The sequence below is a fragment of the Pseudoalteromonas sp. S4741 genome (assembly GCF_005886135.1).
GTDB lineage: Bacteria > Pseudomonadota > Gammaproteobacteria > Enterobacterales > Alteromonadaceae > Pseudoalteromonas > Pseudoalteromonas tetraodonis.
On sequence record NZ_PNCN01000030.1, the window covers coordinates 1 to 26,544 of the forward strand.

Genomic DNA, 26,544 nt, shown 5'->3' on the forward strand with positions numbered 1-26,544 from the left:
ACATGTTATCGAAGTGCTGAATGAGAGACATAAAAAAATCCGATATTATTTCTAATATCGGATTTTGAAGCCATGGAAAGATCAGTCAAGTGATCATAAAAATATTCTTAACTGATCTGCATTAAGCAACTAGCTGGTTTTTTAATAACTTAATAAATAAAAGCTAGACTGATTTAGCTCAGAAAATACAGGCCATAACCAACCATTAATGCCGGTATGGCGGTATAAATTGTAGCAATAATAGCCGCTTTGGGTGTCATTGCAATGGCTGGGAAAAGCGCATCGCCATCGTTGGAAATGGTGTTTGCTGCTAAAGCACTAAACGGTATCACACCTTGAATGTATAACGTGGTGACAATGATTTGCGGCCCACAACCGGGTAAAAAACCAATTAATACCGCAATTAAAGGTGCTAAATAGGCATAATTTACAAACCATGTTTTTAAATCAAGACCAAACACTGTCACCAATAGTTCAAATAATATAAAGGAAGCAACCACCCACGCGGTTACAAAATGCGTATCTTGCAGTACTTTTGTGAATTGTGAAGGTGGACTGCATATATCCTCTTCTGAGGTTACTTCTTTATAGCTTTCACCTTTTGAAGATAACGCCCACATAAATACGGCAAACAACGCCATTAATGCGCCAAAATGAGTAACAGTGATTGTGGTGTACTGTCCAAATTGGCTCAAATCAATATTAAAAGCGAGTAAAAAGGCAGTGAGTAACCCCGGAATAATAGCGATGTACCAAATAGGCTTACTGAGCGTAATTATTTTCGTCGGTAAAAGGGTAACTTGTGGTGTGTGCTTTTGATCAGTTGGGCATAAGTAGCCTGTTTTATGAAGTGTGTTGACGATTAAACCCGTTACTGAGCCAACCACAAACCCTATTGCCATGATGGTTAAACCCTCGGTAGGGCGAGTCGCTAATAATAAAAACGCGGCATCACCCATAGTGGCCGTTAATACGGCAACAATTGCGCCAAAGCTTGCTTGGCCTTTTGTAAATTGAGTCACCACAATAATCGCGCCACCACAGCCCGGTAACATACCTAAAAAAGCAGCAAAGCTGACCTCTAATACCGGTGACTTAGCATTAAGGTAACGAAGCTCTAGTTGGGGTAAATGATCAATCGCGTAGTAGTAAATAAATAAGGTCGCAGCAACAAACACACTGACTTGAAAAAAAGCATCACTGAGCGCAGTAATTGTTATGGCGCGTAAGCTGGGCAGGGCTAAACAGGCTAAAATTAACAGAGGTAAAATTAGGCGTTTATTTTGATGAAAAACACGTTTTGCAGCTGGCGAAATAACTCCTAAATGGGATGTTAAAAACATACAGTACGACCTAACTAAAGAATGAGATCGCACTGTACTATTTTATTAAATGATAATCAATATCATTTGTATGTTGGCCAGTAGTTACTTTTTACGTTGAAACTCTGAGTTTTCATTCCACGTAGGCCACTGAGTTTGTTGTGAAATATCAAATCCTACTTTATAAAATAATTGTAAATCTTGAACCGCACCTGATAAATCCCACTCATCACGGTATCTATCACAAGGTTGGTGGTAACAACCACGCAGTACTAAGCTCATACGCTTACGGTAATTTGCAGTTTCATCGTCAAACGCTTGTGTACCGCCACCGGCATACATGGCAGGAACACCCATATTAGCAAAGGCAAAGTGATCTGAACGGTAGTAACCACCTGAAGATGGTTTAGGGTCGCCCGATACCGTTCTGCCTTGCTCTTTGGCCGCAGTTGCTAATAGCTCATCCATTTGTGATTTACCAATACCCACCACACTAATATCTTTTACTTTACCTAATAGGTTTAAGCTGTCCATATTAATATTTGCAACGGTTTTATTAGCTGGAATAACTGGATTCGCAGCATAATATTTCGAGCCTAATAAACCTTGCTCTTCAGCGGTTACCGCTAAAAAGGTCATTGAACGGTCAGGGCGTTTACCTAGTTTGGTAAAGGCTTCGGCAACTTCTATCATACCGGCTGTACCTGTTGCATTATCGTGTGCGCCGTTATAAATTTGATCGCCTTTACGGTTTTTATCCGTTCCTAAATGATCCCAATGCGCAGAGTAAATAATATGCTCATCGGGTGTTTTACTACCAGGAAGAGTGGCAATAAAGTTATAAGATACCGATTTTTTGATGGTGTTTTTTACATTCACAGTGGCTGTTAAATCGCCCATATCAACATGGTAAGCACCTTTGGCAGCGTTTGCTTTGGCGGTTTCAAAGTCAAGGCCTGCTTTAGAAAAAAGCTCTTTTGCTACATCAACAGTAACCCAACCTTCAACAGCAACACGGTCCATATTATTGTTTTCTTTTACGAAACCAAATTGCTCGCCACTCCATGAGTTCTCAACCACAGACCAAGGGTAAGACGCTGGAGCAGTTTCATGAATAATAATAGCGCCTGCAGCACCTTGACGGCTTGCTTCTTCGTATTTGTAAGTCCAACGGCCGTAATAGGTCATTGCATCGCCGGTGAATAAAGCTGGATCTTTAGTTGCAAAACCCGGATCGTTTACCAGCATAACAACGGTTTTACCTTTAACATCTAGGCCTTCGTAATCATTCCAGTTATATTCAGGTGCGTTAACACCGTAGCCCACAAATACAAGCTCCGAGTTTTCAATTCCTTCTTGCGCACTAATACGGCTGCTGCCCATAACCATGTCTTTTTTGTATTGGTAGTCTTTACCGCCAATATTAAGCACCATATCAGAGTCTGCTTCTAACGATACAAGCGGCACTTCTTGGAAAAAGCTGTCGCCATTACCCGGATTAAAGCCTAAAGCAGTAAATTCTTTTGTTAAGTAATCAAGCGTAAGCTTTTCACCTTCAGATGAAGGAGCACGTCCACCAAATTCATCAGAAGCTAACACTTTTACATGCTTAGCAATTTCATCCGCTTGAATGCTGTTGTAGCCTTTAGCGACATCATCAGATGTAATACTTGTTGTTGCACAGCCGGCTAAAATTGCCGTTGTGATTAGGGTCAAAGAAAAATAACGTTTCATATTGGCTCTTTTTTTGTTCTAAGTGACGTTAGTATATGAACTTCTGTTAATTAGAACCAGTTTTTGCGGTAAACTGTTGCTGATAAAAATGTACAGTAAAGGTAACAATGAAGCGTTTTACTCCCCCAGAACAATTTCAAGTAACGAGTCTATATGGAGGTGCATTTGAGCACCTTCGTCAGCTGTTTAAAATAGATCAGCAAACAGACTGGCCTGAGCCTGCGTACTTTACCCCGTATTTAAACGCCATCAATGCTAATAATCTCCCCATTCGTTTTGTTGATGATGCCAAGGTTGATTTTGCTGAGCGCTATTATGAACAAGTCATTTTTGAAACAGGGGACGTGCCCACCCGACAACAAAACTGGCATGATCTGTTTGGTGGTTTTATTTGGTGTTTATTTCCAAAAACAAAAGCCTTAATAAATCAGCGCCATGTAGACGAAATAGCCGAGCATGGATTAAAACAGCGTAGCAAACATCGTAACGCTTTAACCCTGTTTGACGAATGCGGTGTGGTTTTAGCTATTAGCGAATCACAGTGGAAAGAGTGGTTAAGAGATCATCAATGGAAAACAGCCTTCATCGAACATAGAGAGCTGTGGGGTAAAACCATTGCGCCTTTTATGTTTGGCCATGCTAACTACGAAATGTTGACTAAACCTTATATTGGACTGACTGGCAAAGCCTTATTTGTAAATGTACCGGATGAAATATTTTGTAAAGATTTAGTAACTCAATACCAGTACCTAGATCAGCGCATTTATGAGATGATTAAAACTGATGATTGTTTAGCCGATAACAAACAGCTTTCACCTTTACCTTTATTAGGTGTTCCTGGTTGGTGTGATGAGAATAACAATCCATCATTTTACGATAACACGGACTATTTTAGACCGAAACGAAGGACACGAAAATGATAGAAGTTACCGCGCTTAAAAAGAAGTTTAAGCTCACTAAAGATCATAAAAAAAATAAAATAGATGATATAGACCCCCGTGAAGATAAAGATTATTTTCACTCGGTTAAAAATGTCAGCTTTAGCTGTGCAAAAGGCGAAGTCTTAGGGCTGTTAGGGCCTAATGGTGCGGGCAAAACCACGACATTAAGAATGATCTCTACCGCTTTAAAACCTGATGATGGCAGTATTACTATTGCAGGAAACGACATAATTAAAAAGCCACTTATTGGGCGCAAGTGTATTGGTTTTTTATCCGGCTCTACTGGTTTATATGGTCGTTTAACGGTAAAAGAAAACATAGAGTATTTTGCAAAACTGCACGGCATGAGCAAGCAGGCTATTAAGGCACGCTGTGAAGAGTTATTTACCTTACTCGATATGCATAAATTTATTGATAAGCGCGCTGAGAACCTATCAACCGGCATGAAGCAAAAAGCCAACATTGCGCGTGCTGTGGTACATCACCCAGACGTTGTTATTCTCGATGAGCCAACTACCGGTCTCGATATTATGACCACCCAAACGGTGATCAACTTTATTAAAGGCTTAAAAGCACAAGGTACTCCTGTTATTTTTTCTACGCATCATTTAGATGAAGTTGCGCTTTTATGTGACCGCGTTGCGGTAATTAATGAAGGCGTTAGTTGTTTTGATGGCACGCTTGCTGAATTTAAACAGGAAGGCAACAGTGAAGAATTAAATCAAGCGTTTATGAACATATTAACGGAGAAACATGATGTTTGAAGTATTTAAAAAGGAATTAACAGAGCTATTACGCGATAAAAAAACCTTATTGTTCGTGGTGATATTTCCTATTGTGGTTTTTCCGTTGTTATTTGCTGTGGTTGCGTTTATATCCTCGCAAGCTGCGCTTGATGCTGAACAAAAAGTAAATACCTATGTGATTATCAATGGCGACTATGCACCAGAATTTTCTGATAAAGTGTTTTATCACAAAAGCTTTGAGTTATATAAAGGTGATAAAACTTTCAACAGTGTTGAGGAGCTAAAAACAGGTGTTAATGCCGGCGATATCGACATGGGTATATACCTGCCAAGCGATGCAGTGCAAACATTAAATGAGCAACAGCAAAGCGAATGGCAAGTTGTATTTAATGACTCAAAATCAATTAACTTCTTATTTGAGCGTGTCAAAGAGCTTGCTAAAGAGTACAGCGATACTTTACAAGAAAGTAAACTATTGAGCTTTGGTATAGATAAAAGCGCACAAGAAGCTATTTTAAAGCCAGTTAATGTGGTTAAAGTAGATACTGCCGATAAACGCGAAAACCTAGGTGAAAAAGTGGGTGGGTTTTTACCTTATTTACTTATCCCGTTAGTACTGGTAGGCGCAACGTATCCGGCTATTGATTTAGGGGCCGGTGAAAAAGAACGAGGTACCTTAGAAACGTTATTACTTACGCCTATTACTCGTACTGAGCTAGTATTGGGTAAATTTATTACTCTATTAACCACGTCAATTGCATCAACCACGATAACCGTAATTAGTATGGGGTGTTGGATAGCCTTAGCGCTGGCATTTGCTGATCTTGAATTTATTAAAGCCGCTTTTAGTACATTGGCTATCACAGACTTACTGATGATTTTTGTATTATTATTGCCTATAGCAGCAACCTTTTCTGCATTAGCTCTGGCAATATCAATCTATGCACGCTCGTTTAAAGAAGCGCAAAATTACATGACGCCATTAAGCATGGTCGTGTTTTTCCCGATTATTATTTCAATTATGCCTAATATGGAACTGAGCTCGAAAACGGCGTTTATTCCGGTGACTAACGTCGCTTTAGCGATTAAAGAAATTGTTAAAGGCACCGTCGATTACACGCTGGTGGGATTGATATTCCTAGCAACAGCATTCATCGCTGGGGCACTACTGGCATTTTGTGTGAAATGGTTTAACCGTGAAGATGTACTATTTAGGTAAAATAATATAGACCATAAAAAAGCATCACGTGAGTGATGCTTTTTTAGAAGCTATATATTTAAGGCAGTTTGAATTATGTAATTAAATAGTTAAACTTTATTATCATAACTATGGACTAAGCAAACAAGGATGGATTCTTGTAAATACCGCTTTTTTATCTCTCACTATTGAGTATGAGCTGCACTTTTTGCTCGCTAACATACACAACACCATTACGCGCAAAAACTATTCAGCCAACTACCCAGGTAGGCACATGGCAAAATAAAGACGAATACGGCGATGGCGTGCCTAATGAACAGGATGTTTATCCGTTTGATGCAAATTTATCGGCAGCGACTTATTTTCAAGAATCAGAATTAAACGATAATCTAGGCAAAGCTGAAAACTTAAACTCAGAAATACCGTATTTTGTTTCAGGTGTAGTACAGCAAACACAAGATTTAGATTTGTTTAAGTTCTCAATAAATAAGGCAGAGCGGGTATCAGTTGTACCTAATACAACGAACTCAAATTTTAGACCCACTTCACTGAGCGAAATTCGAAAGTAAATAAAAGATATATTAAAGTAGCTGTTGTTGGGTGTTTTTAATTTAGGTAGTAAGGTTGATATGCAAGATTTAGTATACAAGTATGGACAAAGAGTTATTTCTTTTCTGATCGTTATTACATTGCTCGTTAATTGGGAAATGTATTCAATTATAGGGGCGGTTAGATTGACGCTTGCAAATAACTTGCTAATAATTATATGGATTATTCTTTTATTTACCTTTGCCGTGCAGCAGCAATTAATGAGTGTTCTCGTTTAGCCGTGTTCCGAGGTGCTATACAACTTAGGCTACGCGTTTTAAAATAAGCCCAGCGTACCCGCATTATGCTCGAACGGGATTTATTATAGATAAAGATGACGACCATTTTTACTATATGTCTAAACGTATCGCTTAAAAGCTAATTGCTCCAATTTTAGGCGTTTGTAATGGTAACTTAATTCTTTGTTCAGTCACTCTAAATAACTGTGTGATGATACAAAGATAAAACACTATTTTATAAGAGTCACCGCGGGTCATACTATGCACTTACTTACTAATAAAACATTGATGCTTGGTTTTTGCTTGTTACTAACAGGCGCTATTTTTATGCTTGTAGAGAATAGTTATTATCAATACGTTGATAATAACGGTTTATTGCATGAAAGCTTATTTTTGCCTTTGAGTATGCTGTGTTTTGCTTTGGGGTTATTTTTTGTGGCCAGTTTATTAGCCCGCAAAGTAATAGGGCTCTTTAAAAGCGCTAGTGGAGGTGGGCATTAACCGCTGTTGTTATTGCTCATTATTTAAGTTAGAGGGTTCTAACAAACTAAATGTAGGTAAGCGCCATTTAAAGCGTACCGATGCCATTCGAATTAAATAACCTACCACTAAACTTGCAACCACGCTGATATTGTCATCAATATTGTAGTGGTGCAGTGCTAAGTATAAACAAGCAACAATAAGCGCTACGCTTGCGTAAAGTTCATGATGAAGTACTAATGGCGCTTGTCGACAAATTAAATCACGTAACAATCCACCAAACACACCGGTTACTATGGCTGCAACTACACAAATTCCATAGTGCAAACCCATATTTAGTCCAACTTGGCAGCCAATTATACTAAATGCGGCAAGCCCTAGGGCATCTAGGCGCATAAATATGCCTTTAAATTTAACCACCCATTTTGCCAACCAAGTAGTCACAATACCGGCTAGGCAAGTGATCATTAAATATTCTGGGTGTTTTACCCAAGTCAGTGGGTAATTACCTAATAAAATATCTCGCACGCTGCCACCACCAATTGCTGTAGCACTGGCCACTAACATAACACCAAACCAATCCATGTTTCTGCGTCCAGCGCTAAGAGCACCAGTCATGGCTTCTGCTGTAATACCCATAATATAAACGATGGTTAAAAGCATGAGATGATCACTTGAAAATTTAACATGAAAATAAAAGTGCGATTGTAGAGATAAAATAGTGTATTGACGAGTGAAAAATTACATTAAAAACAGCCACTTTCAGATTAAAAAAACTAATGTTATAGCGAGGTGTGAATAGCCTGTTAATGCAAAGAAACCACTTGCTTTAGTGTTAAAAACAAAAAGGACAAATGACCGTAAAAACGCAATAAAGCCTGAATAAATTTAAGGGTGACAGGGCGTTATTGCCTTTTTTTGCTAGTTTTTAAAAGCAGTGTTAGCTAGAGCCACGTGCAATTAAACGCGGGGGCAGTAGAGTGCTTTGCAATTGCTCACCACGAATTAATTTTAATAAGTTCTCAACTAACATTTGCCCAGCAATAGTGGTATTTTGCTCTATGGTTGTCAGCGGCGGATTAATGTAACTGGCAATAGATATATTATCAAAGCCGATTACGGCCACATCTTTTGGTACGTTTATATTGGCTTCTTTTAAAGCCCGTATTGCGCCTATGGCAATAAGGTCGCTGGCAGCAAAAAGTGCATTAAAGGTAATGTTATTAGCAATTAACGAACGCGTGGCATGATAGCCAGACTCTTCAGTAGAAATAGCGTTAGCAATTTTACGATCATTAAGTGTAATACCATTTTGTTGTAATGCGTCTTTAAAACCATTGAAACGGGCAAAAAATTCAGGGCTATGATCAGAGGCATCGCCTATAAACGCGCAGTCTTTGCGGCTATGTGCCAACAAATGCTCAGCGGCGAGTTTACCGCCGCCATAATTATCACAACTTATGGTTAAATCAGGGCGGTTATCAACACTTGCTCCCCAGCAAACAAACTTGGTGTTTTGTTCAAGCAAGGTGTTAAATTTTGGCTGAAAATCAATGTAGTCGCCATAACCCAATAAAATGATGCCATCTGCACGGTGACTGTCTTCATAATCTGCCTGCCAATCAGCACTTGCCGATTGAAATGACACGAGTAAATCGTAACCCTCTTTAGCGCAGGCACGGGTAATACTGCCCAGCATGGCTAAAAAAAACGGGTTTATTTGTGACTCATCTGAGGTAGGGTCTTCAAACAACAATAATGCTAAGGTACTGCTTTGTTGAGTGCGAAGGTTACTGGCGTTTTTGTCTACTTTGTAATTAAGTTTTTTAGCAATATCGTGAACACGTCTTCGTGTTTCGTCATTTACCAGTGGACTATTTCGTAAAGCACGAGAAACTGTAGATTGAGACACCCCAGCATAATGGGCTATATCAAACGAGGTGGCTTTACCTTTCATCACTATTACTTACTAAAGAGGACAATAAGAGGCTATTCTCGTTTATTGATGGATTTTTTCAAGCTTATTTATCAATAAAGGCATTTTTTTATTGATTTTGGCATGACACCGGTGTCACAATAGGGGCGTTTTATCATTTTGTTGTCAAAACGTATTAGCTACCTTTATTATTTAAGGTAGCTTTTTTTACAGTGATAGCTGCTTTGAGGTGATAGCTCAAAGTAAATAAGTATCAATGATACCCCATTAAAATAATAAGTACTCATTACTTAAACAAAAGAGATAACACTATGGGTTTACACTCTAGCACACACTTTGATCCTATTCTGGTTGCCGATATTGGCGGCACAAATGCTCGTTTTGCGTTGATCACTGGGTTCGACGAATCAAGTAATCAATTTACCATTGAGCATAATCTTACGTTTCCAAGTGCTAACTATGGATCGCTCGAAAGTGCTACCGAGTACTACTTATCAACAGTGTCTCATATAAATCCTAAACGTGCGTGCTTAGCAGTGGCAGGCCCAATTAATGCAGGCCAAGTTCACTTAACTAATTTAGGTTGGCACTTTAGCGTTAATGATTTTAAACACCACTTTGATCTTACTCAATTAAGCGTTATAAATGACTTTGCTGCTTTTGCCTACGCAGCACCGTATTTAGACCCTTCACAAAATGTCACTGTTAAACCTGGTCAAGCGGATGAGTCTGCCAATATAGGTGTAATGGGTCCAGGCACTGGTTTTGGTGCAGCGTGCTTAGTTAGAACCGCACATTCATGCGCGGTGATGAGTTCAGAAGGCGGGCATATTTCCTTAGCAGCCGTTAATCAACTCGACGCTCAACTTATTCAAGAACTCAAAAAAGATCACCCACATGTATCGGTAGAAACGGTATTTTCGGGTCCTGGCATTGCTCATTTGTACAAAGCAATGGCTGCGGTTAAAGGGGTCGCCGCAAAGAATTTAGACGCTGCACAAATTAGTAGCTTAGCCAACAGCGGTGAATGTGAAGTGTGTGAAGCAACCCTTAATCAATTTTGTGATTGGATTGGCAGTGTTGCTGGCGACTTAGCGTTGGCCTACGGCGCCTTAGGCGGCCTTTATATTGGCGGTGGAATTTTACCACGCATGCAGGCTCGTTTACTAGAAAGTCGCTTTATTGAGCGCTTTTCGCAAAAAGGCATTATGTCGCATTACACAGGTCAAATACCGGTCACATTAGTAACACAAGACAACATTCCTTTAATTGGTGCTGCCGCGTGTTTGCATACGAGTCAACAGGTTTAATTACGTTGCATACATTTGGAAATAAATAGATGAAAAAAGTCACTATAAACAGCGTTGCCAGTCATGCAGGTGTTTCTAAAAAAACCGTATCGCGAGTACTCAACAATGAGCCTAATGTCAGTGCAGCTACACGCGAAAAAGTGTTAGCGGTATTTAAAGAACTAGATTACACCCCAAACCCGATTGCTCGAGGACTTGCACAAAACCGTAGTTTTATTATTGGTTGCTTATACGACAATCCAAGTAAAAGTTATATCACCCGTGTGCAAACAGGCGCATTGGCTGCATGCCAAGAAAACAACTATAACTTGTTGATTCACCCTTGTGAGCTCAGAGGTGAGGCACTTATTAATAACATAGAGCAGCTATTACAGTCATCACGCCTCGATGGTTTAGTACTTACGCCACCATTTTGTGACTTTTCAGAACTGGTTGATTTTTTAAAGTCGAAAAAAATTCCTTATGCTCGAGTGGCTTCTGCTATTTTAGAAGATGACTCTATTTCTGTTACCAGTAATGACGAGCAGGGCGCATTTGAGATTACCGAACATTTAATAAACCTAGGGCATACCTCTATCGCGTTTATTAAAGGTCACCCAGATCACAGTGCTACACAGCAGCGTTTTAAAGGCTACAGACGCGCACTGGCAAGCCATGGTATTGAATTTAACGAACGCTTAGTTGAAGAAGGTAACTTTAGTTACCATTCAGGGGTAGACAGTGCCCGTAGTATTTTAGATTTATCTCCACGTCCTACTGCTGTATTTGCATCGAATGATTACATGGCAGCCGCTGTACTTAAATTAGCCACTCAGCGCAACTTACGCGTTCCAGACGATATTTCTATTGCAGGCTTTGATAATGCGCCCATAGCGCGCCATATATGGCCAGGCCTAACGACCATTGCTCAACCTGTAGAAGAAATGACTAAACAAGCGGTTACCCAATTAATTACCCACATTATTGAGCCGCAAGAGTCGCCTTATAAAGTGATTTTAGAAGCAAAATTAATCACGCGTGAGTCTACCGCAGCCGTAAAATAACACCGCTTTTTCACAGTAGCCCGAGTATGAGTGACGCTTACTCGGGCTTTTTTTATCTGCATTTTAATCTTCATTATTTTCCACTGATATTTCATTAAAAATTCACGTTTATTTATTGTTATGTTAAAAAAAAGAACTATTTTTATCACTAAGGGTTGACACCGGTGTCAGTGTCATGCGTTAATGACTGACACCGGTGTCAGGGTTGTTGTGAGAGGCTCCCTGGTAGCGTACCTTTGAACGGGTAAGTCAAAGATGCTCAGTACAGTTATTTTCGTGGAGTCTATAGTTGTTACTGAGCCTTTATCCTCTAACGAATAGAGATGAGTAAAATTATGTTGCACCCTCGAATTCAAGAAGTCACAGAACGCGTTATTGAGCGCAGTAAACAAACCCGTCAAGCCTATTTAGAGCGTATTTCGCACGCAAAAAAACAAACAAGAGTTCGTGCTGGATTAGGCTGTGGCAATATTGCTCATGTAATGGCTGCGTGTAGCAGCGATGACAAAGCGCGTTTAAAAGCAGACGAGGTGCCAAACCTTGCAATTATCAATTCATATAACGACATGTTATCTGCGCATGTGCCTTACAAAGAATACCCCGATTTAATTAAAAGCATTGCCACTAAATTTGACGCCACCGCGCAAGTTGCTGGCGGCGTACCTGCAATGTGTGATGGTGTGACCCAAGGGCGTGACGGCATGGAGCTATCGCTTTTTTCTCGTGACGTTATTGCTATGTCTACTGCGGTTTCGTTATCACATGACGTGTTTGATGGTGTGTTTTGTTTAGGAGTATGTGACAAAATCGTCCCAGGTCTATTAATTGGTGCTTTATCATTTGGCCACCTACCTGTGTACTTTTTACCGGCAGGGCCAATGCAGTCAGGAATTCCAAACAAAGACAAAGCACGTGTTCGTCAGAAGTTTGCGCAAGGACTGGTATCTCGTGAAGAGCTACTAGAAGCTGAAAGCGCTTCTTACCATAGCGCCGGTACTTGTACATTTTATGGCACTGCAAATTCAAACCAAATGCTAATGGAAATTATGGGCTTACACCTTCCAGGTAGCTCGTTTATAAACCCATACACAGAACTGCGTGATGGCTTAACCGGTAATGCGGTTGAAACCATGCTTAAGCAGCTTACTGAAAACAAAGATGGCCCGTGTTTAGCGGATGTGATCAGCGAAAAAACCATTATTAACGGCTTAGTTGGCTTGTTATCAACAGGTGGCTCAACCAATCATGCAATCCATATTGTGGCGATTGCTAAAGCGGCCGGTATTCAAGTTACATGGAAAGACATGTCCGATTTATCAGCGGTTGTTCCATTACTGACGCGTATTTACCCTAATGGCTCTGCAGATGTTAATCACTTTCAAGCAGCCGGTGGAATGGGCTTCTTAATGCGTGAATTAGCAGGTGCTGGTTACCTTCATACAGACGTAACCACTATTTTAGGCGAAGGCCTTGCACCTTACATGTGTGAGCCACTACTCGATAAAGACGATAACCTAATTATGAGTGATGCGAACGGCCCAAGCAAAGTTAAGTGGGTAGCGTGTCCAGAAAACTCACATGATGAAGAAGTACTTCGCCCAGTAAGTAACCCATTTAGTAAGCAAGGTGGTTTACAGCTACTAACGGGTAACTTAGGTAAAGCGGTTATTAAAGTCTCTGCGGTTGCAGAGTCTCATCAAGTGGTGTCGGCACCGGCTAAAGTATTTAGCTCACAAGGTGAGTTACAAGATGCCTACAGCCGTGGCGAACTTAACCAAGATTTTATTGCTGTACTTAAAGAGCAAGGGCCAAAAGCCAAAGGCATGCCTGAGCTTCATAAGCTCACACCGGTAATGGCAACATTACAAGATCAGGGCTATAAAGTGGCTATTGTTACCGACGGTCGTATGTCGGGCGCATCAGGCAAAGTACCAGCGGCAATCCATTTAGCACCTGAAGCGGTTGAAGGTGGGATTATTGCTAAAATTCATGAAGGCGATATTGTTACTCTAGATGCGCCAAATGGTATTTTAAAACTGCATGTTAGCGATGAAGAGCTTGCTAAACGAGAGCCGCAAATTAGCCAAGCAAGCCAAACGTTTGGTACAGGTCGTGAATTATTTACTGGATTTAGAAACATAGTAAGCAGTGCCGATTTAGGTGCAAGTGCTTTTGGACTTGAATAATAATTAGCCATATTGGGTAATGAGGAACAAGTAATGAGTATTGAAAAAATCTTAGCATCGGCACCGGTAGTGCCAGTGGTGGTAATCGAAAAATTAGAAGATGCAGCACCACTTGCAAGAGCGTTATATAACGGTGGCTTAAAAGCACTTGAAATTACACTGCGTACACCCATTGCAGCAGAGGCTGTAAAACTAATGAAAGCAGAAGTGCCCGAAGCTTATGTTGGTACAGGTACTGTGGTTGATAAAGCAAGCTTTAACGCATCAGTAGAAGCGGGTGCTGACTTTATGGTGAGCCCAGGTGTTAGCGATGAGTTATTAGCGCTGGCAAAAGAGTCTACTATTCCATTTTTACCCGGTGCAGCAACCCCAAGCGAAGTGATGAACTTAGCTGCTCATGGTTTCAAATTCTTAAAGTTTTTTCCTGCAGAAGCTGCAGGCGGTGCTGCTATGCTTAAATCTATTGGCGGCCCATTACCTGATATTACTTTTTGTCCAACCGGTGGCATTAGTTTAGCAACCGCACCTGATTACTTAGCACTTAACAATGTTATTTGTGTAGGTGGTACGTGGATGTTAGATAAGCAACTTATTGAAAATAAAGACTGGCAAGCTATTGAAACGCTTGCTCGCCAAGCATGTGAAGTTAATAGGAGTCAAAAATGATTAAGGTAGCAATTAATGGCTACGGCCGAATTGGCCGTAATGTATTACGTGCACTGTATGAATCAGCGCAAAATAATGAAATTAAAATTGTGGCTATTAACGATTTAGCCCCAGCCAATGTAAATGCTCATCTGACTCAGTTTGACTCAGTACATGGTCGTTTTTCACAGCAAGTAACACTTAAAGATAACACTATGCTAATTGGCGATGATGTGATCACGCTAACGCAAGAGCGTGACCCTGCTAATTTACCGTGGAAAGAACTAAACGTTGATATCGTACTTGAATGTACAGGGTTATTTACTTCTCGCGAAGCAGCTAATAAGCATATTGAAGCGGGCGCGAAAAAAGTAGTGGTATCGGCTCCTGGTACAGATATGGATGCAACGGTAGTTCATGGTGTAAACAGCGATGTAATTAATGCCGATAGCAATATCATCTCAAACGCGTCGTGTACAACTAACTGTTTAGCACCAGTGGCCAAAGCAATTAACGATACAGTAGGAATTGAACAAGGTAGCATGACCACCATTCATGCTTACACTAACGATCAAAATTTATCTGACGTATACCACCCAGATTTATACCGCGCGCGTAGTGCGACTCAATCTATGATCCCAACTAAAACGGGCGCTGCAAAAGCGGTTGGTTTAGTACTGCCTGAGCTGGCAGGTAAATTAGATGGCATGGCGGTACGTGTACCTACAATTAATGTGTCGTTAGTTGATTTAACGTTTATTGCTAAACGTGACACAAGCATTGAAGAAATTAACCAAGTAGTTAAAGCAGCCTCAGAAGGGCCAATGAAAGGTATTTTAGAGTACAACGAGCTGCCGCTTGTTTCTATCGACTTTAACCATAACCCAGCTTCATCTATTTTTGATGCAACGCAAACACGTGCTGATGGTAAATTAGTTAAAGTAATGGCGTGGTACGACAACGAATGGGGTTTCTCAAACCGCATGTTAGATCAAGTTAAAGCGCTGGGTGCCTATTTATAAATTTTCCGTGTAGTTAATTTAGCTTTATCCAGCCAAGCCACGCATTGCGTGGCTTTTTTGTGTTTTAGTTAGCCCAAAATTTGCTAGAATATGCGCACTAGAATAGGGACTGCATATTATATTAAGGAAAATAATGCTAAAACACGCCACTAAAAAAATATTTCGCACCAGTCAGTTGCAAATTGGTGAGGGTAATATCAGCGGTTATATTGCTTGCTTTTTGGCGATATTAAGTTGCTTGGGAGTGCTTGCATTCCACTTCCCTGAATATTTAACGACTCCAGAATTGCGTAAAAGTTATAGCGTCGAGTTTTTACGTCAACTTATGTTTGTTGCCCTTATTATTTCAGGAAGCCTGGGTTTACTTAATTTTGTACGAAATACCAATAAGCGCTTGGGGGCGACTGCGTGGTTTTTTATTGTACTAGCAATTGGCTTTGGCGGCCCGAATGTTGAAGTGAATGACTTTGCCGATAACACCCCATATATTGGCTTAGATTGGTTTATATTAGACTTATTAGGCTCAACCTTAATTTTTATTTTAATTGAAAAACTGCTTCCGCATCGAAAAGAGCAAAAAATACTGCGTAGTGAATGGCGCGGGGATTTAAACCATTTCTTTGTCAATCATCTAATAGTGGGCTTTGTATTACTTGTTACTAATCATTTTGTGCATTATGGTTTTGGTTGGGCGGTGTCGAGCACATTACAAGGTTACATAGCGCAAATGCCGTTTGTACTGCAGCTATTTTTAATTATTTTGGTGGCTGATTTAATGCAGTATTGGACACATCGTGCGTATCACGAAGTCCCCTTTTTATGGCGATTTCATGGTGTGCACCACAGTGCCAAAGAAATGGATTGGCTCGCAGGCTCTCGTCAGCATATTTTAGAAATACTGGTTACCCGTAGTTTAGTGTTAACGCCTATATTTGTGCTGGGTTTTTCACAGCAAATTATTAGTTTGTACGTGATTATTGTAGGCTTTCAAGCGGTATTTAATCACGCTAACGTAAATGTAAAATTTGGGTGGTTAAAGTATTTTATGGTTACACCGCAGTTTCATCATTGGCATCACGCATCCGACAAAGCCGCCATTGATCGAAATTATGCAGCCCATTTTTCGTTTTTAGATTACTTGTTTGGTACTGCAGTAAAAGGGCAAGCAGAGTGGCCTAAAGAATATGGGGTTGTGGGTGATTACATGCCTGTAGGTATGCTAAAGCAACAAATTTACCCGTTTAAAAAACAAAAATAGTGTTCAATTTTAGCTTGCGGCCATAATATTAATGGCCGCATAACCACTATAAAAAGTCAGCTAATGCGCTAAGTGTTGGCCGCTGTGCGATATTTTCGCTCATGCATTGCTGCGCAATATGTTTTAAGTGCATGACTTCAGCGCTTTGCTCTTGGCAGGTTGTGAGTAAATCCTCGATTAAACACCCCAAAGCACGCACTTCTATTAACTGCATTTGTTGACGTTGATAGTCACTGAGCATAGTAAGATCAGTGGCCGCGCCAAAGTCCCCAAACAGCACACGCGCGTGCGGATCAACCATGGTATTGTGCGCATATATATCACCATGGCTTATATTGTGCTGGTGCAAGTGGGCCACAGTGCTAACCATTTGCTGCGCTATGGCATAAATTACTTGGGTAGAGTAGTGGCAATCGCTTTCAAATGTATCTCGAGTACAGGTATTAAGGCTCGGCGGTAAACCAAGATTTGTAAAGCTTGAATCAATTAACTCCATCACTAAACCAAGCTGTTGCTGTTGTTCAATGTAAGCCAGTACTTTAATTAAGTTTGGATGCTCAAGCGCTTGCAAGCAGCAATTAACTTCATCCAGCGGATAACCATCGCTTGTAATAGTCCCTTTAAATAACTTAACAGCAACCGGCTCTTTATTCGTTGAATAAGCAAGATGGATAATCCCTGATGCGCCTTGGCCTATTACTTTACTGAGCGAGTAGTCACTCAGTGGTTTATTGGTTAAATTTGATTGGGTAAGGCACTGTGATTTATTAAAGCAATTACCTGCAAATGCAAGCCAAGTCAGCTTTGGTAGTTCAAATAGCCAATTATCAATTTGAGTTAACTGATTTGCAGAGAGCCTAATTAGTTCCAGGTTATGGCAGTTTGCCATGCTTATTGGTAGCTCACTGAGCTGATTACCTGCCAATGCCAGCTTTTTAAGCGCAGTGTATTGGCCAAATGTTGCAGGCAGCTTAGCTATTTTATTATCTGTAAGAATAAGCCATTCAATCGCTTTAGGTAGGCAGTGATCTGCAAATTCAGTGATGTGATTACCTTTAAATGCAACAATGATCAAAGCAGGGCACTTAGCAAGTATTTTAGGTATATGTTTAAACTGATTAAACGATAAAAACAGTCGTTTTAATTTTGTTAAGCAGGCAAATTCATCAGGTAAATCAGATAAATTGTTATTAGATAAATCCAAGACTTCGAGGGTATCCGCGAGGGTAAAAATTTCCTCTGGAAAGTCGCTTAGCGCTTCAACTAATTGTAGGTGTTTAGCACCAAGTAATTGGCCGCTGCGAAGTTGTGAAAGGGTATTCAAAATTAATAATCCATTTTAAAATCAACAAAAAGGCCAACTAAGTTGGCCTTTAAACACGATTAAGCTTTAATGTTTAAAATTGTGCGTTGTGGTACACGTTTTGTACGTCATCACAATCTTCAAGCATGGCTAAAAAGCGTTCCATCACTTCTACATCCTCGCCTTCAATAGGGGCTTCTACTTGGGGTACAAAGGCAATTAAATCTTCGTCAAATTCTGTCACACCCATTTCTTCAAGTGCGGTACGCGTATTGTTGTATTCAGTGTGTGGAGCAAACACGGTCACTTTACCGTTTTCTACTTCTACATCGGTTACATCAACGTCAGCCATCATTAGCGCTTCAAGTACGGTTTCATCATCGTCACCGTCAAATACAAAAATAGCAAGGTGATCAAATAAGTGTGATACCGAGTTTTGTGCGCCAATTTTAGCGTTTGCTTTAGTAAAACACACACGTACATCAGCAAAGGTACGTTTGTTGTTGTCGGTTAAACAGTCAACAATAATCATGCAATTACCTGGGCCGTAACCTTCGTAGCGCGTAGCTGCATAGTCTTCACCGCCGCCGCCTTTAGCTTTATCAATGGCGCGTTCAATTACGTGAGCCGGTACTTGGTCTTTTTTAGCGCGTTCAATTAAACGACGCAGTGCTAGGTTACCGTCAGGATCAATACCGCCGTTTTTAGCACAAATATAAATTTCTTTACCGTATTTTGAATAAACTTTAGTTTTAGCACCCGCAGTTTTAGCCATTGAATCTTTTTTGTTTTGGTAAGCTCTTCCCATCTGCGTTTCGCCTTAATATGTATAAATAATTGAAAAAATTTGCAAGCCCATATTCTAAAGGTAAATGCGGGGCAGGGCTAGTAAGTATTGAGATTGATTACTAAGTAACAGGGGGAAACAGTTATTATGGTTGGAAAATAAAACAACCCGCCATAGCGGGTTGTTTAATACCTTACAATCTATGAAGGGTTGTTAGGGGATTACCAAATACGAACACGCTCGTCTTCTGGTAAGTACAACTCATCACCTGGTTTTACATCAAATGCTTTGTACCAAGCGTCGTGGTTACGAGGAGCTTGTGCTCTAAAGCGACCTGGCGCATGCGTACCGCCACGTAATTGGTTTAACATGCTTTGCTCAGTACGTTTTTCTTTCCATACTTGTGCCCACGCTAAGAAGAAACGTTGATCGCCGGTTACACCATCAATCACAGGGGCTTCTTTACCATTTAGGCTTAGTTTGTAGGCATGATAAGCCATGGCTAAACCACCTACATCACCAATATTTTCACCTAAGCTGTTGCGGCCATTTACAAAGTTACCTGGAATTGGCTCATATTTGCTGTACTGAGCCGCCAGTTTGTCGGCTTTAGCATCAAAAGCAGCACGGTCTTCGTCAGTCCACCAGTTACGTTGTATGCCGTTAGCATCTGATTTTGATCCTTGGTCATCAAAGCCATGGCCCATTTCGTGGCCAATCACGGCACCAATACCACCGTAGTTTACCGCAGGATCTGCATTTGGATCGAAAAACGGCGGTTGTAATATAGCGGCAGGGAATACAATTTCATTAAATGAGCTATTGTAATAAGCATTTACACGTTGTGGTGTCATACCCCAGCGATTACGGTCGGTTTTCTTAAGCTCTTTTTCAACGCTATCGGCTTGGAAAAACTGACGCATATTTTTTATATTAGCCATTAAATCATCTTTGCTAATACTTAAGCCTTCGTACGATTGCCATTCGTCTGGGTAACCAATTTTTGGCACAAACGCCGCTAATTTTGCACGCGCATTTACTTTTGTTTCTGCGCCCATCCAATCTAGATTATCAATACGTTCGCCAAGGGCTGTGCGTAAGTTTTCAACCAGCTCAGACATTTGCTGCTTAGATGACTCAGGGAAATAACGATCTACATAAATTTTACCAATCGCAAAGCCTAGTGAACTAGTGCCTGACATTTGGCTGATCGCACGTTTCCAGCGCGGACGAGGCTCTTGCTGACCGTTTAACTCTTTACCAAAAAAGGCAAAGCTGGTGTTAAATATGTCTTCTGACAACAGCCCAGCGTTACCATTAATTGCATGGTATGTTAGGTAGTCTTTCCATACGCTTAAATCTTCGTTGTTGATTAAATCAATCATGGCCTTTATAGGTTCAGGCTGCGACACGTTTAGCTGCGGTACTTTGTAACCTGTTTGCGCAAAGTATAAATCCCAATTAAATCCAGGGTACTGGGTACTTAACTCGTCGCGTTTTATTTGGTTTAACGTTATGTCACGATTACGGCGTTTTTCACGTGGCCAATGACCTTCTGCAATTTTTGTCTCTAGCGCTAAAATTGCTTGTGCACGTTCAGTGGTATTTTCAACACCAGCAAATTTAAGCATGTCGGCAATATGTGCAACATACGCTTCACGAGTTTTTACAAAACGCTCTGCATCTTCAAGGTAATATGAACGATCAGGTAAGCCTAAACCACCAGCACCTAACGACATTTCGTATTTATTAGGATCTAAGCGGTTAAACCACATACCACCACCAATTGGGGCGCTAACACCTGTGAGCCATGAATTACCAAATATTTTTGCTAAGTCATCAGTTGAGTCGACAGCGTTAATATCGTTAAGCAATGGTTTAATGGGAGTCACACCGAGCTTATTAAGCGTGTCGGTATCCATGTACGAATTATAAAAATCAGCAACTAGTTGCTCTTCTGCATTTAAATTTTCACGTGCTGCAATGTCTTCAATGATTTCTTTTACGCGTTCTTCACTGCGTTCAGCTAACGCAGAAAACGCACCATAGCGTGTTTTATCTGCTGGCATTTCATAGTTGTCGTACCATGAACCGCTGGCATACATAAAAAAGTCATCGCCTGGTTTTACAGCTTCATTGCGGGCAGTTAAATCAACCCCAAACGTGCCTAATTCAGCTTTCTCAGTTGCTTGTGATTTTTCTGCAACGGCTGCGACTTGCTCAGTTTTTGTAGTTTGTGGCTCTGAACAGCCGGTAATAAATGTGGCAGCGAGCGCCGCTGCAATTAAACTCTTTTTCATTACTTTCCCCTATGAATTCACGTTATTTAATTCGTTATATTTTTGTTATAAAAATAGCCATTTGATTGTATTGATAACTTCACTGCAAATAAACCTTTTGAGGTGAATAACCGTACCGGTCGATAAGATGAATAAAATACTATCAAAATAGCAAAAAAACACTCAACTACTTCAATCGTTCTTGAGCGGCTTAGTTTATTGCGCCTTTGACTGCTTTTGCTGTAATGCCCACATACGGGCATATTCACCGTTTTGATCTAGTAGTTCTTGGTGTTTGCCTTGTTCAATAATTTCACCAGCTTTTAAAACAATAATTGAGTCTGCATCGGTTATGGTCGAAAGTCGGTGTGCAATAACAATACTGGTGTGATCATTTGCCACTTCACGCATTGCTTTTAAAATAGCTTGCTCTGCATGAGAGTCGAGCGCAGAGGTTGCTTCATCAAAGATTAAGATGGGTGATTGCTTTAAAATAGCACGGGCAATGGCAATCCTTTGTTTTTCACCCCCTGAGACTTTTAACCCACGCTCACCCACGAGGGTTTTCTCGCCTTTGTCTAAGCTATTAATAAAGTCTGTTAGATGCGCCATGTTTATGGCTTTGTTTACTTCATCTTCACTGGCGCTAGGTCTGCCATAGTGAATATTTTCGCGTATGCTGGTATTAAATAACACAGTATCTTGCGGCACTATGGCAATAGCTTTACGCAAACTTGCCAGGGTGACTGTGTTTATGGCTTGATTATCAATTTTTATAGCGCCTGATGAAAGTTCATAAAAACGATATAACAAGCGGGCTAACGAGCTTTTACCTGCGCCACTAGCACCTACAATCGCTACCTTAGCACCAGGGTTTACATAAAAACTGACATTCTTAAGAATAGGGCGTTTACTATCGTAGCTAAAGCTGACATTTTCAAAGCTAATTGCCCCATTTTTGAGTGCTAATGGTTGCGCGGTTTCGCTATCTGCTACTTTGGGTGAGGTATTTAGTAATCCAAGCATGTTTTCAAGGTCGGTAAGGGCTCGGCGTATTTCACGGTACACAAATCCCAAAAAGTTAAGCGGTAAAAAGAGTTGAATCATATACGCATTGATCATCACCAGTTCACCAATCGTTAACTCGCCCGTGACGACCTCGCTTGCGCCAAGCCACATTAATGCGGTTATTGCACAGGCAATGATGAGCGCTTGCCCTGAATTTAGCGCCAGTAACGAGAGTCTGTTTTTTAATCGTGCTTGTTCCCAGGTTGCTAAAAACGTATCGTAAGTTTTAGCTTCATACTCTTCGTTATTAAAGTATTTAACGGTTTCGTAATTTAATAAGCTGTCGATGGCGCGGGTGTTACTTTGGTTGTCGGCAGCGTTTGACTCGCGAATAAAGCGGTTTCGCCATTGGGTAACTGTCACGGTAAAAAAGATATAAATAGCCACAGCAAGTAGGGTGATCAACGCAAACCAAATAGAAAACAAGGTGCCAAAAATAATCGCCACGGTAATTATTTCAAACAACGTGGGCACAATATTAAACATTAAAAAGCGCATCAAAAAGCTTAAGCCACTTGTGCCGCGCTCTATGTCTCGACTTATACCGCCAGTTTGCCTGTCTAAATGAAAGGCTAAATCTAACGAATGCAAATGTTTAAATACTTTAAGGCCAATATCACGCATGGCATGCTCAGTGACTCGAGAAAATACAGCATCGCGTACTTCACCTAAAAACACGCTGGCAAATCGCAGTGCGCCGTACATAACGAGTAATAAGGTTGGGACGAGCAGTAGGGGGTTAATTGATTTATCAACCGCATCAATTATTTCTTTTAAAGCCCATGGCATAAGAAGTGTCGCGCCTTTAGCACCCACAAGCGCTAATATGGCAATAAGCACACGCCCTTTAAATTTAGTGATATAAGGCCAAAGAGTTTGAATGCTTTGTTTTAAATTCATGGCATCGGGGCGTTTTACTGAACTTTGTCTGGAGCGCATCGAGGATCTCAGTATTGTTTTTATATAAATGAAATAGCTTAATGTTGGCTATTGTATTTTAATTAGCTGTCCTTATATACTAGCTATCCTTTATTTTAGTTTTAAATGACAGATGTTTAAATTTCGCGTTTTTTTAGCTACATGCTTGTTTTTTGTCGCACTCTTTAGTGTGCAAAGCCATGCTATGGGCGTAAAACACGAATTAAACAGTAACCAAAGCAGTTATAGCCATGTTGTTAATGTCGAAAATTTAACTAACGCTCCCACACCTTTAAAATCGCTAGGTAATTTACAGCATAAAAACTCAAAGCATTCTGAGTTTGCTGCGCATCAACCTAGGCTAACAGCCAATAACTCATTTTTATTTTTACACAGTGTGCAGGGCGATCCTGAATACGATGTAGTGCATGAGTTTTTTGCCCTAAATGGGTGTAGGCATATTTTTTTGCGACCGCAAGCAGTCACCATAAGTCAGCCTTGGTATACCTGGGTATTTAAAAGTAAAAAGTCGCGCTTGAGCGGCTGGAAAGATGCGAATCTATTATACACCGCGGTAACCACCTACCACGCTTAATGTTTCTTATTTAATTTAATTGGTTTTAACGTTTTGCGTTTTGACCTGCAGATTAATTGTACCTAATAGGTACGTTACTGGGCTATGCCGAGTAATAAGGAACAACGATGTTAAGTCTAAAAAAACAAAAAAAGCCATTTATGGCTAAATTTAAATTAAGCTATGTAGCCATGCTGATTGTATTGGTTTTACTAGCAATAAGCGCCTTACCTAATTTATACCCGAATAAATCGTGGTTGCATATTAGTGCCGCTCCTGAGGTTAAAACACAAGCAATACCAAGTACTGAAAACATAGTACGCTTTTTAAATAGCCAAGGGTTTGAGGTCAGCCAAGGGGTAGAAAACCAAGCAACAATTAATGTGCTTTTAAATACACCTACGCAAAGTGCCCAAGCTCAAGCGGCTATAAAATCGAATTACCCAAACACACAAGTTAAAATTGTAGAACATGCAACCAGCCCTATTTGGTTACAAGAGTTTGGTTTATCGCCCATAAAGCTGGGTCTTGATTTAAACGGCGGAGTATTGTTTGTACTTGATGTTGATTTAGATAAAGCCATTGATGAGCAATTACTCAGTGCTTACCAGCAAACGAAAGCCATTATTGTTAAACAAAAAGCCTATGGTGTTAAAGCAAAGCAAACTAACCAAGGCTTTGAAATAAGTGCATTAGAAAATGCAGCCGAAAAGCTAACCTCAGTTATTAACGACCTTAAAAGCCGCTTTGAAAATCTAACTATAACCACATCAACTCATGGCAACTTACAGGTCGTTAAAGTGAGTTATTCTGAGCAAGGGCGCAGCGCATTTGATAATCAAGTCATGAGCCAAACACTCACTACGCTTCGCTCACGCATTGAAGAGTTAGGAATTACCGAGGCGGTTACACAGCGCCAAGGTAAGCAGCGCATTCGCATTGAGCTACCCGGCGTACAAGACCCAGCCGAGGCAAAACGTATTATTGGTGCTACCGCGTCACTTGGATTTTATCAACTTAAAGAGATTGGCGGGCAAACATTTAATTTGCAATCGGGTGGGACTATTAAGCTCGACCCTGTGCCTATTTTTACTGGTGAGCATATTAATAATGCCAATATTGGCCGTGATGACTGGGGTAAACCTTTAGTACAACTGAGCCTAGATAGCCAAGGTGGCGATGCTATGTCGGCGTTTTCTAAGGCGAATATAGGCAAGCCGATGGCAACGCTCTATTCAGAGTATTCACAAAATGCTAAAGGTGAAGTGGTTAAAAAAAGCGAAGTCATTAATGTGGCGAATATAGCCCAGCATTTAAGCTCACGCTTTAGTATAACCAATATGCAAAGCCAGCAAGCGGCTGCCGATTTAGCGCTATTACTTCGTGCGGGGTCGCTTACTGCGCCAGTGACCATAGTACATGAACAAACTATTGGTCCAAGCCTTGGTCAAGACAACATAAACAATGGATTGGCGGCCTTAATGTTAGGCATGGGGTTAACGCTTGCCTTTATGGCGCTGTGGTATCGTCGTTTAGGGCTTATTGCAAATGTTGCGTTAGTTTTAAATTTAACGTCTTTAGTGGGGTTAATGTCATTATTACCTGGGGTGGTTTTAACACTTCCTGGTATTGCAGGTTTGGTACTAACCATAGGAATGGCGGTTGATACTAACGTGATTATATTTGAACGCATTAAAGAAGAGCGCCGCAAAGGACGCCCTCCATATCAAGCGATACAAGAGGGCTATAAACAAGCTGCGAATACGATTTTAGATGCCAATATAACCACGATGATCACCGCGATTATTTTATATGGCATAGGTTATGGCCCTGTAAAAGGCTTTGCTATAACGCTGGCGCTGGGACTTATCACATCGGTATTTACTGGTGTGTATGTATCGAAATATTTAAGCCAAAGCTTATATTTAAAGCTTGGTAAAAAAGCAGGAGTAAACGCGCATGCTTAATTCTTTTTTAAAATGTGAGGCAGGGTCTCGTATACGTTATACAGGCATGCTGATAAGCGCCATATTTGTGTTACTGTCGGTATTCACCATTGCACAAAAAGGGCTAAACTTTGGCCTTGATTTTACGGGTGGATACTTAATAGAGTTTACCACCAGCCAAGGTGTTGAACTAAAACAGCTTGAGCAATTTATTGCAAAAAATCATCAGGGTGAATTTGAGCTAACAGCACAGGGCAATAATCATTTTCAACTAACACAAGGCCCCAATAATACAAGCAATAACGATGACTGGAAAACGGCTATAATCCAAAACCCAACTATAAATGCTGAGGTTTTATCATCGGCTTATATTGGCTCTCAAGTGGGTGATGAACTATTTGAACAAGGTTGCTTAGCATTATTTGCTGCTATGGTTGCGGTAATGATTTATTTAGCTGTTCGTTTTGAATGGCGTTTGGCATTAGGCTCTGTGGTGGCTTTATTTCATGACTTAGTGCTGGTTGTTGGCTTATTCTCATGGTTACAAATAGAGTTTAACCTAACTGTTTTAGCCAGTTTGTTGGCGATTATTGGCTACTCATTAAATGACTCAATAATAGTTGGAGATAGGGTGCGCGAGCTGTTGCGCATAGCAACAAACATCACACTCAAACCAAGTAGTATTATCAACAGTGCAATTAAAAGCACCTTAACTCGTACGCTTATTACCTCCGGGACTACGCTCGCAACGGTGGCAAGTGTTTGGCTGTTAGCTGGGGCGCCGCTTCAGGGATTTGCCATTGCTCTGTTTGCAGGAATAGTCGTAGGCACGTTATCGTCCATTTGTATTGCTGCAACATTACCCGAGCTACTTGGGTTAAGTGCTAAAAACTACGATAAGCAAGTGGATCAGCAAACACAGGCATTAATGGATATGCCATAGGCTTAAATCAGCATTGTTGTTACACAGCAAAGGGATAGTGTTAGGTGTAGCAACAATGCTAATACCAACCTGCATAAA

At 40.6% G+C, this 26,544-nt stretch carries 22 protein-coding genes; 14 read left to right on the top strand and 8 right to left on the bottom strand.

Annotation, left to right across the window (positions count from 1 at the left end):
* Window positions 1–173: 173 nt before the first annotated feature.
* Together CWC30_RS04775 and CWC30_RS04780 are read right to left on the bottom strand one after the other, a co-directional pair.
* Window positions 174–1,343 (bottom strand): putative manganese transporter, encoded by a 1,170-nt coding sequence (locus CWC30_RS04775; RefSeq protein WP_138626563.1) that lies wholly within the window; start codon window positions 1,341–1,343, stop codon window positions 174–176.
* Window positions 1,344–1,427: 84 nt separating this feature from the next.
* Window positions 1,428–3,056 carry a M28 family metallopeptidase gene (locus CWC30_RS04780; protein WP_138626564.1) on the bottom strand — a complete coding sequence of 543 codons (1,629 nt, stop codon included), beginning with the start codon at window positions 3,054–3,056 and terminating at the stop codon, window positions 1,428–1,430.
* A 107-nt stretch (window positions 3,057–3,163) separates the two neighbouring features.
* Between CWC30_RS04780 and CWC30_RS04785 the strand changes: the two genes are divergently transcribed.
* The 5 genes from CWC30_RS04785 (at window position 3,164) to CWC30_RS04810 (ending at window position 7,269) form a co-directional block, all read left to right on the top strand.
* Window positions 3,164–3,976 carry a DUF3025 domain-containing protein gene (locus tag CWC30_RS04785; protein WP_138626565.1) on the top strand — a complete coding sequence of 271 codons (813 nt, stop codon included), beginning with the start codon at window positions 3,164–3,166 and terminating at the stop codon, window positions 3,974–3,976.
* Window positions 3,973–4,761: an ABC transporter ATP-binding protein gene (locus CWC30_RS04790; protein ID WP_036982630.1), complete on the top strand. Its 789-nt coding sequence runs from the start codon at window positions 3,973–3,975 to the stop codon at window positions 4,759–4,761. The genes CWC30_RS04785 and CWC30_RS04790 overlap by 4 nt, the downstream gene beginning before the upstream one ends.
* The gene (locus tag CWC30_RS04795; RefSeq protein ID WP_036982632.1) at window positions 4,754–5,962 is read left to right on the top strand and encodes an ABC transporter permease; all 1,209 of its coding nucleotides are present in this window, start codon (window positions 4,754–4,756) and stop codon (window positions 5,960–5,962) included. Before CWC30_RS04790 ends, CWC30_RS04795 begins: the two co-directional genes overlap by 8 nt.
* Before the next feature lie 173 nt (window positions 5,963–6,135).
* Window positions 6,136–6,510 carry a hypothetical protein gene (locus CWC30_RS04800; protein WP_138626566.1) on the top strand — a complete coding sequence of 125 codons (375 nt, stop codon included), beginning with the start codon at window positions 6,136–6,138 and terminating at the stop codon, window positions 6,508–6,510.
* A 546-nt stretch (window positions 6,511–7,056) separates the two neighbouring features.
* Window positions 7,057–7,269 (top strand): DUF3955 domain-containing protein, encoded by a 213-nt coding sequence (locus tag CWC30_RS04810; RefSeq protein ID WP_283956806.1) that lies wholly within the window; start codon window positions 7,057–7,059, stop codon window positions 7,267–7,269.
* A 9-nt stretch (window positions 7,270–7,278) separates the two neighbouring features.
* Here the strand turns inward: CWC30_RS04810 and CWC30_RS04815 are convergent, their stop codons facing one another.
* Together CWC30_RS04815 and CWC30_RS04820 are read right to left on the bottom strand one after the other, a co-directional pair.
* Complete coding sequence (locus CWC30_RS04815) at window positions 7,279–7,911, bottom strand: trimeric intracellular cation channel family protein (RefSeq protein WP_036982642.1); 633 nt, start codon at window positions 7,909–7,911, stop codon at window positions 7,279–7,281.
* 277 nt (window positions 7,912–8,188) lie between these two features.
* The gene (locus CWC30_RS04820; RefSeq protein ID WP_138626568.1) at window positions 8,189–9,205 is read right to left on the bottom strand and encodes a LacI family DNA-binding transcriptional regulator; all 1,017 of its coding nucleotides are present in this window, start codon (window positions 9,203–9,205) and stop codon (window positions 8,189–8,191) included.
* A gap of 290 nt (window positions 9,206–9,495) precedes the next feature.
* On the opposite strand from CWC30_RS04820, the gene glk reads away from it, so the two are divergent.
* The 6 genes from glk to CWC30_RS04850 all read left to right on the top strand — a co-directional run bounded on the left by glk (window position 9,496) and on the right by CWC30_RS04850 (window position 16,648).
* Window positions 9,496–10,494, top strand: a complete 999-nt coding sequence (gene glk, locus CWC30_RS04825) for a glucokinase (protein WP_138626569.1) — start codon at window positions 9,496–9,498, stop codon at window positions 10,492–10,494.
* Window positions 10,495–10,523: 29 nt separating this feature from the next.
* On the top strand, window positions 10,524–11,537 hold the full coding sequence (locus CWC30_RS04830; protein ID WP_069439485.1) for a LacI family DNA-binding transcriptional regulator: 1,014 nt from the start codon (window positions 10,524–10,526) through the stop codon (window positions 11,535–11,537).
* Between the two features lie 335 nt (window positions 11,538–11,872).
* Window positions 11,873–13,723, top strand: a complete 1,851-nt coding sequence (edd, locus tag CWC30_RS04835; protein ID WP_138626607.1) for a phosphogluconate dehydratase — start codon at window positions 11,873–11,875, stop codon at window positions 13,721–13,723.
* A 33-nt stretch (window positions 13,724–13,756) separates the two neighbouring features.
* The gene (gene eda / locus CWC30_RS04840) at window positions 13,757–14,389 is read left to right on the top strand and encodes a bifunctional 4-hydroxy-2-oxoglutarate aldolase/2-dehydro-3-deoxy-phosphogluconate aldolase (RefSeq protein WP_013464823.1); all 633 of its coding nucleotides are present in this window, start codon (window positions 13,757–13,759) and stop codon (window positions 14,387–14,389) included.
* Window positions 14,386–15,390, top strand: a complete 1,005-nt coding sequence (gene gap, locus CWC30_RS04845) for a type I glyceraldehyde-3-phosphate dehydrogenase (RefSeq protein WP_076921018.1) — start codon at window positions 14,386–14,388, stop codon at window positions 15,388–15,390. Before eda ends, gap begins: the two co-directional genes overlap by 4 nt.
* 133 nt (window positions 15,391–15,523) lie before the next feature.
* Window positions 15,524–16,648, top strand: coding sequence for a sterol desaturase family protein (locus CWC30_RS04850; RefSeq protein ID WP_076921020.1), 1,125 nt, complete (start codon window positions 15,524–15,526; stop codon window positions 16,646–16,648).
* A 46-nt stretch (window positions 16,649–16,694) separates the two neighbouring features.
* Here the strand turns inward: CWC30_RS04850 and CWC30_RS04855 are convergent, their stop codons facing one another.
* The 4 genes from CWC30_RS04855 to CWC30_RS04870 form a co-directional block, all read right to left on the bottom strand.
* The gene (locus CWC30_RS04855) at window positions 16,695–17,972 is read right to left on the bottom strand and encodes a protein kinase (protein ID WP_138626570.1); all 1,278 of its coding nucleotides are present in this window, start codon (window positions 17,970–17,972) and stop codon (window positions 16,695–16,697) included.
* Between the two features lie 73 nt (window positions 17,973–18,045).
* Window positions 18,046–18,759, bottom strand: a complete 714-nt coding sequence (locus CWC30_RS04860; RefSeq protein WP_128583594.1) for a YebC/PmpR family DNA-binding transcriptional regulator — start codon at window positions 18,757–18,759, stop codon at window positions 18,046–18,048.
* A gap of 200 nt (window positions 18,760–18,959) precedes the next feature.
* A complete protein-coding gene (locus CWC30_RS04865; RefSeq protein WP_138626571.1) occupies window positions 18,960–21,038 on the bottom strand; it encodes a M13 family metallopeptidase in 2,079 nt (692 codons plus the stop codon).
* Window positions 21,039–21,233: 195 nt separating this feature from the next.
* A complete protein-coding gene (locus CWC30_RS04870) occupies window positions 21,234–23,024 on the bottom strand; it encodes an ABCB family ABC transporter ATP-binding protein/permease (protein ID WP_171034686.1) in 1,791 nt (596 codons plus the stop codon).
* A gap of 112 nt (window positions 23,025–23,136) precedes the next feature.
* Between CWC30_RS04870 and CWC30_RS04875 the strand changes: the two genes are divergently transcribed.
* From CWC30_RS04875 to secF, 3 genes are all read left to right on the top strand, one after another.
* On the top strand, window positions 23,137–23,598 hold the full coding sequence (locus tag CWC30_RS04875; RefSeq protein ID WP_138626572.1) for a hypothetical protein: 462 nt from the start codon (window positions 23,137–23,139) through the stop codon (window positions 23,596–23,598).
* 107 nt (window positions 23,599–23,705) lie between these two features.
* Window positions 23,706–25,544 (top strand): protein translocase subunit SecD, encoded by a 1,839-nt coding sequence (gene secD, locus CWC30_RS04880; RefSeq protein ID WP_138626573.1) that lies wholly within the window; start codon window positions 23,706–23,708, stop codon window positions 25,542–25,544.
* On the top strand, window positions 25,537–26,466 hold the full coding sequence (gene secF / locus CWC30_RS04885; protein WP_138626574.1) for a protein translocase subunit SecF: 930 nt from the start codon (window positions 25,537–25,539) through the stop codon (window positions 26,464–26,466). Before secD ends, secF begins: the two co-directional genes overlap by 8 nt.
* The last annotated feature ends 78 nt before the right edge of the window (window positions 26,467–26,544 follow it).